Origin of the sequence: Paracoccus benzoatiresistens (genome assembly GCF_026913015.1) — a bacterium.
Classification (GTDB): Bacteria; Pseudomonadota; Alphaproteobacteria; order Rhodobacterales; family Rhodobacteraceae; genus Paracoccus; species Paracoccus benzoatiresistens.
Genome location: NZ_JAPTYD010000026.1, coordinates 35,673 through 51,853 on the forward strand (window position 1 = coordinate 35,673; position 16,181 = coordinate 51,853).

19 protein-coding genes are annotated in these 16,181 nt (G+C 60.6%); 15 read left to right on the forward strand and 4 right to left on the reverse strand.

What is annotated here, in order from left to right:
• Positions 1 to 12: 12 nt before the first annotated feature.
• Genes OU682_RS15375 through OU682_RS15385 form a run of 3 tightly spaced genes read right to left on the reverse strand, consistent with a single transcriptional unit; the run spans position 13 to position 2,042 of the window.
• Complete coding sequence (locus OU682_RS15375) at positions 13 to 477, reverse strand: Lrp/AsnC family transcriptional regulator (RefSeq protein WP_268943052.1); 465 nt, start codon at positions 475 to 477, stop codon at positions 13 to 15.
• Positions 478 to 507: 30 nt separating this feature from the next.
• Positions 508 to 1,299, reverse strand: coding sequence for an SDR family oxidoreductase (locus tag OU682_RS15380; protein WP_268943053.1), 792 nt, complete (start codon positions 1,297 to 1,299; stop codon positions 508 to 510).
• Positions 1,296 to 2,042, reverse strand: a complete 747-nt coding sequence (locus tag OU682_RS15385) for a GntR family transcriptional regulator (RefSeq protein ID WP_268943054.1) — start codon at positions 2,040 to 2,042, stop codon at positions 1,296 to 1,298. The genes OU682_RS15380 and OU682_RS15385 overlap by 4 nt, the downstream gene beginning before the upstream one ends.
• A 174-nt stretch (positions 2,043 to 2,216) precedes the next feature.
• On the opposite strand from OU682_RS15385, the gene OU682_RS15390 reads away from it, so the two are divergent.
• From OU682_RS15390 to OU682_RS15430, 9 genes are read left to right on the forward strand one after another with little or no spacing between them, the layout of a single operon-like run.
• On the forward strand, positions 2,217 to 3,155 hold the full coding sequence (locus OU682_RS15390) for a 3-hydroxyacyl-CoA dehydrogenase (RefSeq protein WP_268943055.1): 939 nt from the start codon (positions 2,217 to 2,219) through the stop codon (positions 3,153 to 3,155).
• Between the two features lie 16 nt (positions 3,156 to 3,171).
• On the forward strand, positions 3,172 to 4,101 hold the full coding sequence (gene kce, locus OU682_RS15395) for a 3,5-dioxohexanoate:acetyl-CoA acetone transferase (protein ID WP_268943056.1): 930 nt from the start codon (positions 3,172 to 3,174) through the stop codon (positions 4,099 to 4,101).
• A 48-nt stretch (positions 4,102 to 4,149) separates the two neighbouring features.
• Positions 4,150 to 5,406: an ABC transporter substrate-binding protein gene (locus OU682_RS15400; protein WP_268943057.1), complete on the forward strand. Its 1,257-nt coding sequence runs from the start codon at positions 4,150 to 4,152 to the stop codon at positions 5,404 to 5,406.
• Positions 5,403 to 6,284, forward strand: a complete 882-nt coding sequence (locus OU682_RS15405) for a branched-chain amino acid ABC transporter permease (RefSeq protein WP_268943058.1) — start codon at positions 5,403 to 5,405, stop codon at positions 6,282 to 6,284. The genes OU682_RS15400 and OU682_RS15405 overlap by 4 nt, the downstream gene beginning before the upstream one ends.
• A 1-nt stretch (position 6,285) precedes the next feature.
• Positions 6,286 to 7,299 (forward strand): branched-chain amino acid ABC transporter permease, encoded by a 1,014-nt coding sequence (locus OU682_RS15410; RefSeq protein WP_268943059.1) that lies wholly within the window; start codon positions 6,286 to 6,288, stop codon positions 7,297 to 7,299.
• Positions 7,296 to 8,078, forward strand: a complete 783-nt coding sequence (locus OU682_RS15415; RefSeq protein ID WP_268943060.1) for an ABC transporter ATP-binding protein — start codon at positions 7,296 to 7,298, stop codon at positions 8,076 to 8,078. Before OU682_RS15410 ends, OU682_RS15415 begins: the two co-directional genes overlap by 4 nt.
• Positions 8,065 to 8,772 (forward strand): ABC transporter ATP-binding protein, encoded by a 708-nt coding sequence (locus OU682_RS15420; protein WP_268943061.1) that lies wholly within the window; start codon positions 8,065 to 8,067, stop codon positions 8,770 to 8,772. Before OU682_RS15415 ends, OU682_RS15420 begins: the two co-directional genes overlap by 14 nt.
• Before the next feature lie 27 nt (positions 8,773 to 8,799).
• On the forward strand, positions 8,800 to 9,558 hold the full coding sequence (locus OU682_RS15425; RefSeq protein WP_268943062.1) for an SDR family NAD(P)-dependent oxidoreductase: 759 nt from the start codon (positions 8,800 to 8,802) through the stop codon (positions 9,556 to 9,558).
• Between the two features lie 14 nt (positions 9,559 to 9,572).
• Entirely contained in the window at positions 9,573 to 10,373 is an 801-nt protein-coding gene (locus OU682_RS15430) for an alpha/beta fold hydrolase (RefSeq protein ID WP_268943063.1), read from the forward strand.
• A gap of 16 nt (positions 10,374 to 10,389) precedes the next feature.
• Here the strand turns inward: OU682_RS15430 and OU682_RS15435 are convergent, their stop codons facing one another.
• Positions 10,390 to 11,133, reverse strand: a complete 744-nt coding sequence (locus OU682_RS15435; RefSeq protein ID WP_268943064.1) for an SDR family NAD(P)-dependent oxidoreductase — start codon at positions 11,131 to 11,133, stop codon at positions 10,390 to 10,392.
• Between the two features lie 113 nt (positions 11,134 to 11,246).
• On the opposite strand from OU682_RS15435, the gene OU682_RS15440 reads away from it, so the two are divergent.
• From OU682_RS15440 to OU682_RS15465, 6 genes are all read left to right on the forward strand, one after another.
• Positions 11,247 to 12,179, forward strand: coding sequence for a LysR substrate-binding domain-containing protein (locus OU682_RS15440; RefSeq protein ID WP_268943066.1), 933 nt, complete (start codon positions 11,247 to 11,249; stop codon positions 12,177 to 12,179).
• 47 nt (positions 12,180 to 12,226) lie between these two features.
• Complete coding sequence (locus OU682_RS15445) at positions 12,227 to 13,528, forward strand: acyl-CoA dehydrogenase family protein (protein WP_268943067.1); 1,302 nt, start codon at positions 12,227 to 12,229, stop codon at positions 13,526 to 13,528.
• 6 nt (positions 13,529 to 13,534) lie between these two features.
• A complete protein-coding gene (locus OU682_RS15450; protein WP_268943068.1) occupies positions 13,535 to 14,293 on the forward strand; it encodes an SDR family NAD(P)-dependent oxidoreductase in 759 nt (252 codons plus the stop codon).
• Positions 14,294 to 14,374: 81 nt separating this feature from the next.
• Positions 14,375 to 15,067 (forward strand): SDR family NAD(P)-dependent oxidoreductase, encoded by a 693-nt coding sequence (locus OU682_RS15455; protein ID WP_371832260.1) that lies wholly within the window; start codon positions 14,375 to 14,377, stop codon positions 15,065 to 15,067.
• Positions 15,068 to 15,097: 30 nt separating this feature from the next.
• Positions 15,098 to 15,601, forward strand: coding sequence for a flavin reductase family protein (locus OU682_RS15460; RefSeq protein ID WP_268943070.1), 504 nt, complete (start codon positions 15,098 to 15,100; stop codon positions 15,599 to 15,601).
• 233 nt (positions 15,602 to 15,834) lie between these two features.
• Positions 15,835 to 16,181, forward strand: a 347-nt coding sequence (locus tag OU682_RS15465) for a transposase (protein WP_268943071.1), incomplete at its 3' end; no start/stop codon positions are given.

Here is a 16,181-nt window from a genome sequence, read left to right on the forward strand (position 1 = left end):
AGGGACAAGCCACTAGGCAATACGTGCCTGGTGGCCTTTCACGCGCCTGATCGGTATGGCTGTTTCCAGCGATGCGACTCCCGGCACCTTGGTCAGCTTGCCAGTTAGGAACTGCTCGAACTCTCTCAGATTGGCGACGGCAATGCGCAGAAGATAATCGCGGCTGCCCGTCATCAGCCAGCAATCCACCACCTCTGGGCAGAGGGCAATGGCCTTTTCGAAGGCGACAAGCTGGTCATCCACCTGCCGGTCCAGCTTGACCGAGACAAAGACGCTGAATCCAAAGCCTACCTGCGTCTCGTCGACCAGCACCGTGAAGCCGGTGATGACGCCTTCTTCCTCCAGCATTCGCATCCGCCTGAGGCAGGGCGTAGGTGATAGTCCCACGCGCTCGCTCAATTCTTGGCGGCTCAGGCGGCCGTCGCGTTGAAGCTCGGCCAAGATGCGTCGGTCAATCCGGTCAAGTTCACGTTTCATGGCACCGCTCGTGTCTGCACAGTGGTCGGATCAGCCAGCCATCACAAGGGGGGCTCGATAGCTTTCAAAATTCCCGCACACCCCGATCGACTGGCCTGAAACGTGTGGCGCAAGATCGGATGCCAGGAAGGCCGCCATATCCGCGATCTCCTGCATCTGGACCATGCTGTGCATCGAAATATTATGCAGAAACATCCGTGTATATTCTTCGACCGAGACCCCGCGCGCCGCCGCCTGCTCAGCGATCACCCTTTGCCCGCGCGGTCCGTCCACCAGACCTGGCAGGAGGGAATTGACCCTTACGCCCATCTCGCCCAATTCAATAGCCAGCGTCTCGGTCAGACCGCGGATAGCGAATTTCGACACCGAATAGGGCAGACGCAAAGGCATCCCGACGCGCCCTGCGACCGAAGACATGTTGATGATGCACCCGCCCTGCGCGGCACGAAACAGGGGAATCGCGGCGCGAGCCATATAGAACATGCCCGACAGGTTCACGCTCATCGTCGCGGCCCATTCCTCGTCGGTGATCTGTTCAACAGGCTTCGTCGGTCCCGAGATGCCGGCATTGTTCACCAAGACGTCTAGATGGTCGAAACGCTTGCCAAAGGTTTCAAATAGCTGTCGGATCTGTGCCGAGTCTGACACATCGGCCTGAACCACAAGCGCGTCGGGCAACTGTGCTTGCGCCTCTGACAATGCTTGAGCCGAGATGTCGCACAGGCACAATTCGGCCCCACATTCTGCAAAGCGCTTGGCGATCGACAGGCCGATGCCGCCGGCTCCGGCGGTGATGAGGGCGATCTTGCCGGCAAGATTCATGTGGTCTTCTCCAGTTTTCTCGGCCGTCCGCGTGGTCGTTTGGGCGCGATTTCTTGGTGGGGAGTGTTGATAAGGCCCACATCCCCGCGAAAGCGGCGTGCGGAATGCCAGATGTCGCAAGCCATCAACGAAGCGGCTGCCTTGGGTGCTTTTTCCTCGCAAGCCTTGATAATGCGTTCGTGAAACAAGGTTCCTGCGCGAAAGAAAGGCAGCGGATTGGCAAGCTTGCGATGTGCGTTGCTAAGATAGGGACCGGCGCGCAGCCAAAGCCCGTTGATGATGTCCAGCAACTGCGGCATCTCGGCGATCTCATAAAGAGTAAAATGGAAATCGCGGTTCGCAGTCATCACCTGTGCGGGGTCCTTGCGCTCGATGCCGCGAATCATAGCCGTGTTCAGCTGCGTCAGCCGGCGCAGCCCGGCAGGCGTGACCCGGCGAGCAGCCTGATTGGCGGCAAGACCTTCGACAGTCATACGAACACGCGTCAGCTCACGAAACATCTCAGGCGTGAACGGCGTAACGCGGAAGGTGCGATTGGGCATCTGGACCAGCGCACGTTCAGCGACAAGCCTTTGTAATGCCTCCCGCACCGGCATTGGGCTAGTGCCCATGGACGCAGCTAGATTGCGGATCGTCATGCTTTCTCCAGGTGACAGTCGACCAGTGAACAGGGCCTCGCGAAGGCGTTGGTATACCTGCCACTGGATGGTCGCCGAATCGATCTGCCCAAGGTCCGTTTTCATCCAGCCTTCCCCTGCTGCATCACCCGCAGTGCGTGCGCTCACCCTATCGTTAGCACGGGAAATAAATAAAATAAATTGAGATCACAGATCACGAATTTTCTTGACCGACTCAAGCGATCCGCGGAAGGTCGACCCAACTGGGAAAGACCATGAAAAACTTGGGAGGAGTTGTTCATGACGTCTGTTGCTGTCGTGGGTGCCGGCTTGATCGGTCGTAGTTGGGCGGTATGCTTCGCACGCGCCGGATGGACAGTTCGCCTGTGGGACCCAATGACCGGGGCGAGCGCTGCGGCGTGCGACTATATTGCGGCGATGTTGCCGGACATGGCCGCAGCCGATCTTCTGGGTGGCCATGCGGCAGAGGATGTCCTGACGCGGATCACGGTTATCGCCGATCTTGAGGATGCGCTGCAAGGCGTGCATCACGTGCAGGAGAACGCCCCTGAAAATTTGGAACAGAAACGGCGGCTGTTTGGGGATCTGGACCGGTTCACCCCACCCGAGGCGGTGATCGCAAGCTCGACCTCGGCGTTGCTGCCGTCCGCATTCACCGGCGATCTCGCCGGTCGAGCCCGCTGTATCGTAGCGCATCCCGTCAATCCACCGCATCTGATCCCGCTGGTTGAACTGGTGCCCGCGCCATGGACGGCACCAGCTACGATCGACCGGACCGAGGTCCTGATGAAGGACATCGGCCAGGCCCCTGTTCGGCTGGAACATGAAATCGAAGGTTTTCTGCTGAATCGCCTGCAGGCGGCCGTGCTGGACGAAGCCTTCCGTCTGGTGGCGGATGGCTATGGCTCGGCCGAAGCGATCGACGGCTGCATGCGCGATGGACTGGCAATGCGCTGGTCCTTCATGGGTCCATTCGAGACCATCGACTTGAACGCCCCCGGCGGAGTGCGCGACTACGTCGAGCGCTATCAGGGCATGTTTCGCGGCCTGACCGACACCATGCGACAAAGCGCCGATTGGGCCGGTCCCGTTCTTGAGCGGATTGAGGCAGATCTCCGGCGAAAACTGGCCGCTGCCGATCTGCCCCAGCGCCAGATGTGGCGCGACAAGAAACTAATGGCGCTGGCGGCTCATCGTCGCGCCTATAGCACTGATTGAGAAGAAGGAACGGACAATGGCTCAGGCGCCCGTCATCATTACCTGCGCGGTGACCGGAGGTATTCATACCCCCACCATGTCCTCTGCGCTTCCCGTCACCCCGGATGAGATCATCGCCGACTCTCTGGGCGCGGTCGAGGCAGGGGCGGCGATCCTGCACCTTCATGCGCGCAATCCAGAAGATGGGCGTCCCGAACAAACGGCGGACGCGTTCATGCGGTTTCTGCCGCGTCTGAAGCAGTCCACCGATGCCGTCATCAACCTAACCACCGGCGGCTCGCCGCACATGGCCCTGGCCGAGCGCGTAGCACCGGCGGCAACCCTGCATCCCGAACTGGCATCGCTGAACATGGGCTCGATGAACTTTGGGCTCTTCCCGCTGCTGGAAAAGTATCCCGAGTTCCGCTTCGAGTGGGAAAAGACCCATTTGGAAGCCACACGGGACGTAGTGTTCCGCAACACGTTCAAGGATATAGAATACATTCTGCAAACTGGTTACCGGAATGGCACCCGGTTTGAGTTCGAATGCTACGACATCTCGCATCTCTATAACCTTGCGCATTTCGTTGACCGCGGCCTGGTCAAGCCTCCGTTCTTCGTCCAGTCGGTATTTGGTATCCTCGGGGGTATCGGCACCCATCCCGAAGATGTCGCTCACATGAAGCGGACTGCTGATCGCCTGTTTGGCAATGATTATCGGTGGTCGGTTCTGGGTGCGGGCAGCAGCCAACTCCGGATTGCTGCGCAGGCTGCGGCCCTTGGAGGCAATGTCCGCGTCGGGTTGGAGGATTCGCTTTGGGCCGGCCGCGGCCGCATGGCTGAATCCAGCGGCCAGCAAGTTACGCTGGTCCGCAAGATCATCGAGGGGCTGGGCCTCCGCATCGCCACGCCCGATGAAGCACGCGAGATGCTGGCCCTCAAGGGCGGCGCGGACGTCGCCTTCTGACGCCGTCAGCAGAACGAGAAAAGTTTCGTCTTAGGGGAGGGAAGCATCATGAAAAGAAGAACAGTCCTGAAGGGTTTCGCCGCCAGCGCCGGTGTGGCGTTGGGGATGAATGCCACCTATCTGCGGGCGCAGTCTGCGCCGATCCGCATCGGTGCTTCTTACGCCCTAAGCGGCGTCGGCGCACCGGTCGGCACGCAGATGCTGGTTGGCACCCAAATCGCCGCCCAGCAGATCAACCGCGCCGGAGGCCTTCTAGGGCGTGAAGTCGAACTGGTGATCCGGGACGACAAGTATAACAGCGCAGAATCGGTCGCGGTCGCGCGCGAGCTGGCGGGTGACGGCATCAATCTAATGCTGGGCGGATCTCAGACGGTCACGGCCTTGGGGCTGGCCCCACTGGCGCCCGAGCTGAACATGGTCGCGATCATCGTGGCCGCGGCCGGGATGCCGGTGACGCATGAGCTGTTCAATCGCAACATTTTCCGCACCACCGCGAACAACTATACCCAGTATGGTTCTCTAGGGCGCACGCTCATCGAGCAGAACCCCGAAATCAAAACTTGGATCTCGTTGGCGCCAGATGGCGACTTCGGCCGGGATTCAGCGCTGTTCTTCGGCCGCGCGGTTGAAAAATACGCTCCTTCCGGTGAGGTCACGGTTCTGGACACGATCTATGCGCAAGCAACGGCCACGGATTTCCGCACCCAGATCAACCAGCTCATGAGCTCGGACGCCGATGGGCTTTACCTGGGGATCGCGGCTTCGGCGCAGATCAGCTTTTTCCAGCAGGCGCGCTCAGTTGGGCTTTACGACAAGTTCAAGGCAATCGGCGAGGTCGGCAACGGCGATATCACCGGCAAGGCGATGGGACGCAACACACATCCGAACCTGTGGTCGGTCTGCCACTGGCTGCACAACCAGGAACCTTTCGCCAGCAACCCGGTCAGCCAGCAGCTCTATAAGGATTATGTCGAGATGAAGGGCGAGGATTTCCCCTCGGGACAGGTCGCAGCCGGTCATCGCGCGGCGCTGGCCCTGTTCGCCGGAATCGACAAGGCGCAGTCCACCGAAACGGAGGACGTGATCACCGCAATGGAAAATCTGACCTTTGAATCCGTCGGCGGCACGGTCCGGTTCCGGCCCGAGGACCACCAGATGCTAGGATTGAACTATTATTCCCAGATGGGTCCATCGACGGAAGCGCCTCACTTCCAGTTCAACCAAGTGACCAGCGTGGACGCAAGCGAGATGATCGAACCCGCGAATCCCGGTCAGCCATTCAAGATCGAAGAGCTATCGCAATGAGTTCGCAGGCCATCTTTGTCCTGTTCAACGGCTTGGCGTCGGGGATGGCCTTCTTCCTCGTTGCCGCCGGTTTGACATGGGTGTTCGGGATCCTGAAGATCCTCAACCTCGCGCACGGGGCCTTTTTCATGCTGGGCGCCTATATCGCCTTTACTGTTGGCGGCGGGTGGCCCGCCTCGATCTGGAGCTTTTTAGGCGTCGCGCTGATTGCGGCGGCGGCCATCGGTGTTCTGGGTTACCTGACCGACCAGCTGGTGCTGAAACGACTTCGCGATGTCGATTACCATTATGCACTGATCGCAACCTTCGGGCTGATGCTGTTTTGCGAAGGGGCTGCTAAGTTCATTTGGGGCACCGACTACCAAGCTGTGATGCCCCCGCCCGAGGTGGACCGCGCGGTTGTTGTCGGCGGATCCTATATCTCGGTCTACACCCTGTTCGTGATCGGCATAGGGGTCTCGGTCTTTGCCGCGCTCGAGATCATCATGCACCGAACTTGGGCGGGCAAGATCATGCGGGCCGTGTCGAACGATCCATGGATGGCGGGAACGCTTGGGATCAATGTTCCGATGGTGCTGATGGTCTCGGTCATCGCCAGCTTTGCCTTGGCAGGGTTCGCAGGCGGCATCTTAGTGCCGAACCAGGCGCTGTCGCCCCATGTTGGGGCATCCTTCGTGCTTTATGCCTTCATGGCGGTTGTCATCGGCGGCCTTGGCAGCATTCGCGGAACCTTCTTGGCCTGCATCCTGCTGGGTCTAGTCGAAAGCGCCAATGCGACCTTCCTCAGCCAATATGGCGGGATCGCCATCTATGTCGTGCTTGCCATCTTCCTGGTCTGGAAGCCGACCGGCCTATTCCCCGCGCAAGGAGCGACCTGAGATGGATCAGCATTCCTCCACCCTCATGCAAGGGCGCCCGGCCTTCAGTAGTCCGATGCTTAAAGCGGCGGTCCTCGCGCTGCTCTTCATCCTGCTGCTATCGGCGCCGGCGATGCTAAACGCGGGGCTTCTGTTCTGGGTCGGCATGACAATGATCCAGGCGGTCTTTGCGCTATCTTGGAACCTGCTGTTCGGGTTCACCGGCCTTGCGTCTTTCGGACATGCGGGATTCTATGCAATCGGCGCCTATTTTACGGGGGCCGCGCTTCGCTATGACTTCCCTCTGCCGTTTCTCGGTATCCTGGCTTTAGCGGGAATTTTTGGAGCGCTGGTGGCACTGGCGATCGGCGTCGTCGCACTGAAGCGACTGACGGGGATATTCCTTGCCGTCCTGACGGTGGCTCTGACAGAGGCAATGGCCAAGATCATCGGATTCTCGCCAGCCTTGGGGGAACAAGACGGACTTGGCAACATCCCCCGCCCGATCGTCGGATTCGGGGTCTTCAATCTGGATCTGACGCACAGCAATGACTACTACCGCTTCCTTCTGGTCGCGGTGGCGCTGATGGTCGCCGCGCTGTGGTGGGTGGTTCATTCACGCATTGGCCGCAGCTTCCGCGCCGTTCGCGAAGATGCCGAGCGTGCGCGCTTCATCGGCATCAATGTGACCCGCGTCCGGGTGCTGTCATTCATGATCTCGGGTGGCACCGCAGCGCTGGCGGGAGCGTTATCTGCGCCTTGGACTCGTATCGTTACGCTGGATCAGGTCAACTGGCTGGCTTCGACGCAACCGATCCTAAACTCGCTTCTGGGCGGCTTCACTTCATTCTGGGGGCCTGTGGTGGGAGCGGCGGTCTATACGGCCATCAATTATTGGACTCGCACCTTCGCAGGACTGTCCGAGATGCTGGTGGGCGGAATCCTTGTTCTGGTCATACTGATCGCGCCGACCGGGATCGTCGGCCTGCTGGGCAAGCTCACCCGGCGCATCCGCAAGAACGGAGACCGCACATGAGCAACGGACCTCTGCTGCAGGCGAAGGATCTGCGCGTCAGCTATGGCAACTTCGAGGTGATCAAGGGTGTTAGCCTTGCCGTTCAGCCGGGCGAGGCGCTGGCGATTATCGGGCCGAACGGCGCTGGCAAGACCACCATGTTCAAGGCCCTGACCGGTGAAATCGACTGCAGGGCCGGACAAGTGATGTTCTGCGGCGCGGATGTCACGGCCAAGCCCGCCCATTTGCGCACGGCTGCGGGCATGGGCCGGACCTTCCAGGTCTCGCGCGTGTTTCTGGACCTAACGGCCATCGACAATGTGATCGTCGCGCTGGAATCTCGTGATCGAAATCGCGGGCAGCGCAAGGGGCCTTGGTGGCGCGCTGCTCCCGCCGCTGCCCTGATCTCCGAGGCTGATCGGCTGCTGGCACATCTGCATTTGGGTCATCTGCGCGACGAGGTCGCCGCGACCATCTCGCATGGCGACAAGAAACGGCTCGAACTGGCCCTGACGCTGGCGCTTGAACCCAAGATCCTGATGCTGGATGAGCCGACTGCGGGCATGGCCCCCGCAGACAGGATGCAGATCAGTGAAATGATCCGCAGCATTCGCCGCGATCATGGCGTTTCCGTGGTGATGACCGAGCACGACATGGACGTGATCTTTTCGATCGCGGATTCAGTGGTCGTGATGAACTACGGGGAGATTATCGCAGCGGGCACGGTGGATGAGGTTCGCAACAGCCAGATCGTTCGCGACGTCTATCTTGGCAAGGATATGTATCATGCTGCGGGTTGACCATCTGAATGCCTACTACGGGCAAAGCCATATCCTGCATGATATCCGACTGGAGGTCCCGTCTGGGCGACGAACCTCCGTGCTGGGCCGCAACGGGGCGGGCAAGTCGACGCTGCTGAAGTCCATCACCAATGCTGGGCCACGGGTCGAGGGCGAGGTTAGCGTGAACGGGAGCCCCCTTGGGCAAAGCGCTTGGTATCGGCGTGCAAAAAGCGGTATCGCGCTGGTCCCCGAGGACAGGCGCATCTTCACTCATATCACGGTCGAGGAGAATATCGAATTGGGGCGCCTCGGGGCCTCGGCCGATCGGCCGGCTATTCCGGTCTCGCAGATCTATGAATGGTTTCCGATGCTGGGTCCGCTCAAGGCGCGCCTTGGCGGGCAGTTAAGTGGGGGCCAGCAGCAGATGCTTGCTGTGGCCCGTGCCGTGGCCTCGCATCCGCGCGTCCTGTTGCTGGATGAGCCGACTGAGGGCCTTGCTCCCGTAATCGTCGAGGAGCTGGCCAAGATCGTGGCCAAGATCTGCTCCGAGCTGCAGATTACCTTGCTGCTGGTCGAACAGAACATCTGGTTCAGCCGCCAGACAACCGACCATGTTTATTTGCTGGGCACCGGCTCAATTGTGTTTTCGGGCAGCTGGGCTGAATTCGATCAGGACGAGACAATCCGCAACCGCCACCTGGCGATTGCATGACCAAAAAGTGCGAGAGGGAGGAATTGAATGGGCAAGAGATTTGAAGGACGGGTGGCGCTTGTCACCGGCGGCGCCAACGGGATCGGTCGTGCCAGCGCAATGAAGTTCGCTCAGCAGGGCGCCAAAGTCGCGATTCTGGATATCGAGGACGGCCCCTTAGGCGAAACCAGCGAAGCGATCCGGTCTGCCGGGGGCGAAGTGCTGCCGCTGGTAACCAACATGCGCGATCGCGACGCCGTCAAGGCCTCAATTGAGAAGGCTTCGTCGGATCTGGGGCCGGTCGACATCCTGCTGAACAATGTTGGCCAGACCGCGCGCAAGAATGCTTCGGAGTTTCTGGATTCGGTGCCGGAAACCTGGGAGTTCGTCGTCGATCTGAATCTGATGGTGACCTTCTATGTCAGCTGGCTGATCGCGCCGGGGATGCGGGACCGCAAGTTCGGTCGGATCGTCAACATTTCATCCGACTCGACGCTGATTGGCGAAAAGACCATCGTGGACTATGTCGCCGCGAAATCGGGCGTGACCGGTTTCACCCGCGGGTTGGCGCGCGAGCTGGCGCCATTCGGCATCAACGTGAACGCCGTCGCGCCGGGCGTCACTAATACCCGTGGTCCCAAGCAACTGCCTAAAGAAGTCTATGACGCGGCCGTGCGCGAAATCCCGATGGGCCATTTCGCAGAACCCGAAGATATCGCGAATGCCATTACCTTTTTGGCCAGTGAAGAGGCGCGCTGCATCACCGGGCAGTTGCTGGTGGTCAACGGCGGCCGCATCTTCTACTGAGAAAGGGACAGCAGATGCTTCACAATACCGGTAAATCCCTGATCAACTACGATCTCATCGGCGCGCCTGACGCGCCGGTGGTTTGCATGACTCATTCGCTGACATCGGATTTCGGCATGTGGGCCGAGCAGGTGCCTGAACTGCTTGAGGCAGGCTTTCAGGTGCTGCGGATCGATACTCGCGGTCATGGCGGCAGCACTGCAACCAAGGGCGATTACACGATTGAGGAACTAGCAGGCGACGTCCTGTCCGTTTTGGACGCGCTTGGTTTTCAAAGCGGCGTCCACATGATTGGCCTGTCGATGGGGGGAATGATGGGGCAGGTCATCGCAGCCGACCATCCAGGGCGCATCGCGTCACTAATGGCTTGCTGCACGGCCGCCAAATTCATGGGCGATACTGAGCTGATGTTGGGCAGGATCAAGGCCGTCCAAGAGTCTGGTTCGTTGGAAAGCATTGTCGAAGCCAATATGGAGCGCCGCTATGGTCCCGGCTATCGCGAACGCCGTCCGCTGCGCTGGCAGGCATTGCGCAACACATTCCTAGGAACCTCGCTGGACGGGTTTTTCGGCTGCATGCACGCCTGCCTCACCCACAATGTCGAGCCGCGCCTGCACAAATTGGACATTCCGACGTTGGTGCTGGCCGGATCAGAAGATCCGACCACGCCGCCCGATGACAACAAGCTGATCGCCTCGAAGATCCCGGGCGCGCGCTATGTCGAGATCGCAGGCGGGTATCACTTCCCGAATGTCGAGTTCGATGCTGAGTTCAACCGCATCATGATCAACTGGCTGAATGAGGTGCGCGGCTGAGGCCGCGCACGTCGCATCAGTGAAAGGTGCGGCCGTTGTCGATCGCCAAGGCCACGCCCGTCACCCCTGATGCCTCATCCGACATCAGAAACAGGATACCGTTAGCGATTTCCTCGGGCTCGCAGATCCGCTTCATGGCATAGACATTGGCCAGCGCTTCGCGGCCGGCTATGTCGTCGGGCGCGACACCTGAATCGGTCATCGGTGTCGCAGTCGCACCCGGGCAGATGATGTTCACGCGGATCTCGGGGGCAAGTTCCTTCGCAATGCTTTTCGAGAACATCATCACGCCAGCCTTTGATGCTGCATAGGCCGAACCCGTCAGCGACGGAAGAAGGGCTTGGGCCGAGGCGATGTTGACGATTGCGCCGTTTCCAGCCCTTCGCAGCCAAGGCAGCGCGGCCTGGCAAATAAGGAAAGTGCCAGTGAGGTTGACATCGACCACCTGGCGGAACTCTTGTGGCGAGATGTCGTCCACCGTCTTCATCGTCAGGATGCCAGCCGAGTTCAATAGTCCGTCGATCCCGCCCAGCGCGTCGGCTGCGCTTGCGATCACCGACTGCACCTGATCCGGGTCGGTCACATCTAGCTTGAACACCGATCCGCCAGTTTCGGCGGCGGTAGCCCGAAGGGCCTCGAGATCGCGGTCCAGCAGCGCAAGCTCGGCGCCCTCGCGCGCGAAAATCCGGGCCGATTCGCGCCCGATGCCAGAACCGGCGCCCGTGATGATGATCTTGCGGCCCGTCAATCGTCCAGTCATAGTTCCTCCTCGTTTCATCCGCATGATACGGAGTGCGCAGCCAGTTTCGCGCGTCGGGAGATGGACATGCCAATACCTTTCACGCGCAGCCCCGATAACGTTAGGGTATCGTGATGCTGAACACGCGCCACATTCGTTATTTCGTGGCCGTGGCCGAGGAACTGAACTTCCACCGCGCGGCTGTGCGGCTGCATGTCTCGCAGCCCGCACTTTGGCGGCAGATCCGCGATCTCGAGGCTGAGATCGATGTTGTGCTGCTAAACCGGGATCCCCGCGGCATCAGCCTGACCCGCGCCGGCGCGGTCTTCTTGGATGACTGCCGCGACATCCTGGAACGAATGACGGCGGCGCAGTTGAAAGCGCGCAGAGTCGCACAAGGTGAAGTTGGCGTTCTGCACATTGCCTTCAACGAGATCGCTGGGCGTCGGCGCGAGATGCCGCGGTTCCTGCAGGCGTTCCGAGAGGCCTATCCTGAGATCAGCCTGCAGCTGCATTTCTTGATGTCACAGGCCCAGATCGAGTCGCTTCGCGCAGGCACACTGGATGCAGGTTTTCTGCTGCGCCATCGTGGAGAAGGCCATGATTTCGAAGCTTTGCGGGTGGGGCAGGACAATTTCGTGCTCGCTATGCCGCGCGATCATCCTTTGACCCGCAAGGCATCGCTCCGGCTTTCGGATCTAGCCGATCAACCGCTGATCATGCCGAACCCGCGCAACAACGGGATCACCCATGAAAAGTTGGTATCTGCCTTGCGCAAATCAGGCACCGCGCCTCGCATTGCCCAGTTCGCCGATAACGAGAACGCCATCGTCAACTTGGTGATGGCTGGCATGGGGCTTGCCTTCCTGAATTCGTCCTGCCGCTCTCTGGATGCTCAAGGCATCATGCTCCGCTCGTTGGAGGATCTGTCGCTGCCCGTGGATCTGGAACTGGTTTGGCCCGCTAGGAACAGGAACCCAGCCCTTGCACACTTCACCTCTCTGGTCAAAGCGCTGTCTGGGGACGCCGATCAACTCGAGGCGCTGATGGAGACAGGCATGGGCTGAACCTGATGCCCTGAAGGTATCAGAGGCGTTCGCAGATGGCATTTGTCGTGCCCATCCGCAGCTTTCATCCTGATGGCGGAGAGACAGTTCGCCGCACGATCCATCGAGGGAGGAGCGTTGCGCCGGCCGCAACAGAAGAGAACGCCATGAACATGCAGAACAAGATTTCCCAGTCCGGTTCCGAAACTATGTTGGAGCGTGCGCGCCGCATCGCTCCTCTTGTCCGAATGGAAGCAGAAGAATCCGAACGGCTTGGAACCATGACACCCAAGGTCGTGGCGGCAATGAAGGAAGCAGGGCTGTTCTGGATGCTGCTGGAGGAAAAGATCGGCGGCCTCCAGGCACCTATGACGGATTGCATGGAAGCTTGGGAAGAGATTTCTGCCGCTGATGGATCGGCCGGCTGGTCGTTGATGGCCAACGCCACAGGCACAGCGGTGCCTTACGCTTTTTGTAGCGAAGAGGCCGTGGCCGATATCTATGGCGGAGAGCAGTTGCCGGTGATGGCCGGGATGCTTGGGCCAGGCGGCGCGGCTACCGAAACGGCCGAGGGACTGCAGGGCAGCGGCAAATACCGGTTCGGCAGCGGCTCTCTGCACGCCGACTGGCTGGGTTCGGGCATGTTTGTCATGGATGACAAGATCATGCGCAAGCTGCCTGACGGAAACCCTGTGGTCCGGGTCTGCTGGCTGCCGCGCAAAAAGGTCGTCTTCGAATCCGATTGGGACGTGCTGGGACTGCGGGGAACCGGCAGCGTCGATTACACGCTGACCGGCGTCACTGTTCCCGAAGGCTATCACCATGAACGTGCCACGACCCGCGGCCTGCGCGAGTGGCGCCTTTACGACATCGGCATTGCTGGACTGGCGTGTGCGGGGCATACGGGTGTCGCCCTGGGTCTGATGAAGCGGGCGCTGGAGGAGATTACGAGGATCGCTTTCGGTAAGAAACGCCCCGCATATCAGACCGTCTTGGGCGAACAGCCCGTCTTCCGTCACGACTTCGCCTATCACGAAGCCAGCTATCATGCTGCGCGCGACTTTACCTTGCGCCTCTACGCGGAAACGCAGGACTTTCTGGAAGCCGGGGGCGAACTGACGCCGGCGATGCGGGCTCGCTTCCGCCAGAACGTGATCTATGTCCACAAGGTCGCGGCCGAAGTAGTGCGCTTCTGCTATACGATGGGTGGGTCCGAGGCGCTGCGCAACCCCAGCGATCTGGGGCGCTGCATGCGCGACATGTATGCAGCCACGCAGCACATCTTCGTCGATACGATCGCAATGCAGGACATCGCGGTGCCGATCCTTGACGAATGGAAGGCTGCCACCTCCGAACGCGCAAGTGCCTGAACCCAGATGTCCTCGGATTCGGGAAAACTGGCCGGCCGGCGCATCGTCGTTACTGGGGGAGCCTCTGGCATTGGTGCGGCGGTGGTGCGCATGGCTGCTCGGGAGGGCGCCAAGGTCGCCTGCCTCGATCTCAACTTGAAGGAGGCCGAGGCGCTGACAGCCAGTCTTTCGGGGCAGGGGTTCGCCGTTGCGTCGAACGTGGCAGACCCTGCTTCAATCCGGGCCGCTATGGACACGGCGGCGACGGGAATGGGAGGAATTGACGGCTTGGTTAACTCGGCCGGTGTCGTCGCCATCGAACCCGCTGCCGGAATGGAGATCGCCATCTGGCAGCGGCTGATCGACGTCAACCTGACCGGCACCTTCCTAGCCTGTCAGGCCGCCATCCCGCATCTGGTTCAGGTAGGGCAGGGTGCGTCGATTGTCAATCTTAGCTCCGCCCAAGCGCTGGCACCAGTCGCGGGTGCGGCCGCCTATGCAGCATCAAAGGGCGGGGTGCAAAGCCTCAGCAAGGCGTTGGCGGTGGAATTGGCGCCCGCCATTCGCGTCAATGCTGTCTGTCCGGGCCTGATCGACACGCCAATGAACAAGGGGCTGGCCAAGGACGGCGACAGCGGCCCGCCTGTGCCTCTGGACCGGTATGCCTTGGGGCGTTGGGGCAAGCCTGAAGAGGTCGCCGCCTGCATCCTGTTCCTGCTGGCGAACGATGCCTCTTATCTGACCGGAACATCCATCGCGGTGGATGGTGGCCGGACTTTCCACTGAGGAGACGACATGCCTGAGCTGTTTGACCTTACCGGCAAGAAGGCCATCGTCACCGGCGCAGGTCGCGGGCTTGGGGCGGCGATGGCTCATGCACTAGCGGCGTCGGGCGCCCATGTGACGCTGGCCGGACGCAGCCCCGGGCCGTTGGAAGAGGTCGCGGGTGCGATCCGGCAGGCCGGTGGCATGGCGGATACTGCGGTTTGCGACGTAACCTGCCGCACCCAAATCGACGGAATGGTTCAGGCCGTAACCGAACGGCAGGGCCGGATCGATATTCTGGTGAACAATGCCGGCATCACGGATCGCGGTCCCCTGACCGGCGTTTCGGATGAGGCATGGGACCTTATGATGCAAACCCATCTGGCCGGCCCTTTTATGGCCTGCCGCGCGGTCCTGCCGGAGATGTTGCAGCGGGGTTCGGGCAAGATCATCAACACCGTCTCGGTGGTGGGTGAACTGGGCCGACCGAACGTCGTGCCATATGCAACGGCGAAGGGTGGATTGCGGATGCTGACGCGCAGTCTTGCGACCGAGGTCGCCGGTTCAGGCATCCAAGTTAATGGTATCGGACCCGGCTATTTCATGACCGAGATGAACCGGCAGATCATGGCGGACCGCGCCTTCTTTGACAAACGTGTGGCCCGGGTTCCGGCCGGCAGATGGGGGGAGCCCGAGGAACTGGGCGGCACGGTGGTCTATCTGGCCTCCAGGGCGTCGAACTATGTCTCAGGGCAGATCATCTATGTAGATGGCGGATTGACCGCTTCTTTCTGACGGGACCAGGCAAAAAGGAAAGAGATCGGTATGAACATGCATACGGGATCTGTCGCAGCAGACAGCTTCAAAGAGGCTATGGCCCGACTGGCCGGGGGCGTTTCCCTTGTGACCACGCGCGACGGGCAAGGCAATCCACTTGGAATGGTAGCCACAGCCGTCGCCTCGGTTAGTGCCGAGCCGCCCACGGTCCTAATCTGCGTAAACCGTTCGGCAAGTATTTATTCCCATCTGCGAGAGCAGGGTATCTTTTGCGTAAACTTTCTCGCCCAAGATCATGAGGATCTAGTAACGCGCTTCTCCTCTTCCACCGCACGGGCCAGCCGCTTCGACGGGGGCGGTTGGATGCAGCGAACGACGGGCGCGCCAGTGCTGGAGGATGCGCTGGCCTCCCTGGACTGCCGGCTGGAGAGCCAAGTCGAGAACGGAACTCACAGCGTGTTCTTTGGTCAAGTGCTTGAAGCAAAGTCCGGCGCGCCGCGCCCGCCGCTAGTTCATTTCAATCGAGGCTTCAGCGGTCTCTCCGCCCTCTAGCATCGTCTCATGCGGCACCGTATCGCATTGTCCTGCTGGCCCAGAAGTGAGCAGCACCCGCAGGGCTTCGCAAGGTTTGCGTTGTAAGCAAAGCGCAAGCTGTAAGGCCAGAAAGGTTTGCGGACATGGATCGGGTCGTGTCTCGGAAGTGGTAGAAATTGGACAGTGGCGTAATCTCCGGGTGAACTGACACCCACCCAACCGGCGGCTGCAACCGCCAGGGAGATCACGCCATGAAGCAGAATACCGATAGCTCGTCCTTTTCGCTACTGCCCGACGCAAGCGGGTATGATCCGATCGAGGATCGCCTGCGGGCGAATGTCCGGGCCACCATTGAGGCCATGTTCGAAGAGGAACTGGCCGTCTTTCTTGGTCGGCTTCGTTACGGCCGCGGCAACGAGCGGGCCAAGGGTTACCGCCATGGGCACCGCGAACGGCAACTCACCGGCACATTCGGCACCGAGACGGTGCGGGTTCCTCGTGCCCGGATCGAGAACGAGGCCGGAAAGGTCACCGAATGGCGCTCGAAGGCACTGCCACGCTACAGGCGGCTGACGAAGAAGGCCGAGGCCCTGATCGC